The sequence below is a fragment of the Glycomyces endophyticus genome (genome assembly GCF_039531525.1).
Classification (GTDB): Bacteria; Actinomycetota; Actinomycetes; order Mycobacteriales; family Micromonosporaceae; genus Glycomyces; species Glycomyces endophyticus.
Map to the genome: position 1 here is coordinate 1 of NZ_BAAAQF010000028.1, position 936 is coordinate 936.

Consider the following 936-nt stretch of genomic DNA (forward strand, 5'->3'; position numbering starts at 1 on the left):
CGGCGGCGCGAACGCCCTCGGCGGCGGCCTCGGCGGCCTGGTCGTGGCCCCCGGGGCGCGCGGCGCGGGCGTCGGCGACGACGAGTACGACCGCGAGTCGTTCCTGACCGAGGACCCCGACGAGGACGTCTGGGGGATCGGCACCGCCGAGAACAACCCGTACGTCGACTTCCAGGAAGAGCAGGAACCCGAGCCCGAACCGGCCGCGCTCCCGTTCCCGCTCGACCAGGCCCCGCCCTTCCCCCTCCCCGGGTTCGACGTCCCCGAGCCCAAGGGCCCCTGACCCGACACCGAACACCCGCAAGGAGAACGGCCCGCCGTCCACAGCAGATCCTCACTGCGGACGGCGGGCCGTTCCGCGCCCCGGGGCGTACCCACTACTCCCCGGGGGCGGTCCGGGCGCCGGCTACCGGCCGCCGGGCGCGAGCACCGCCGACAGGCGCTCGGCGGCCCGGCGCTGCGCCAGTCCGATCGCGGCCGACACCTCCGCGCCGAGCTGCTCGCACTCGACGTCCAACGTGGCGTCGGGGACCAGGAACCGGAACGCGGTCAGGCGGCCGGCCAGGCTCGTCTCCGCCTCGCACAGGTCGTCGTCGCCCCCGGCGCTGGAGAACCGCTCCGGCGAGCGCGCGATCCACTCCCGCAGCTCAGCCGAGCGCGGATCGGGCGCGCACCGCGCGAGCAGGTCCGCGCCGACGCGCTCGGCGCGCATCACATGCTCCGCCCGGCCCGCCTCCGCCGCGTCCCACGCCGACTCGACCGCCTTCGCGACCGCCCGGTTGCTCATCCGGTCCACCGTGGGGCTCAACGCGAGCGAACCCAGCCGGCCCGTGTAGTCCAGGCGCAGCCACACCACACGGCCCGCGTCGGTGCCGTCGAACCCGGCGCTCATCAACTGCGCCGCGAGCGCACCCGCGCGGGTCGCCGCCTCGGCCG

General features: G+C 76.6%; 2 pseudogenes. One reads left to right on the top strand and one right to left on the bottom strand.

The features are described from left to right. Window positions 1-283 (top strand): annotated as a pseudogene (locus tag ABD419_RS23330) (hypothetical protein); the annotation flags it as partial. 123 nt (window positions 284-406) lie between these two features. Here the strand turns inward: ABD419_RS23330 and ABD419_RS23335 are convergent. Further along, window positions 407-936, bottom strand: a pseudogene (locus tag ABD419_RS23335) (hypothetical protein); the annotation flags it as partial.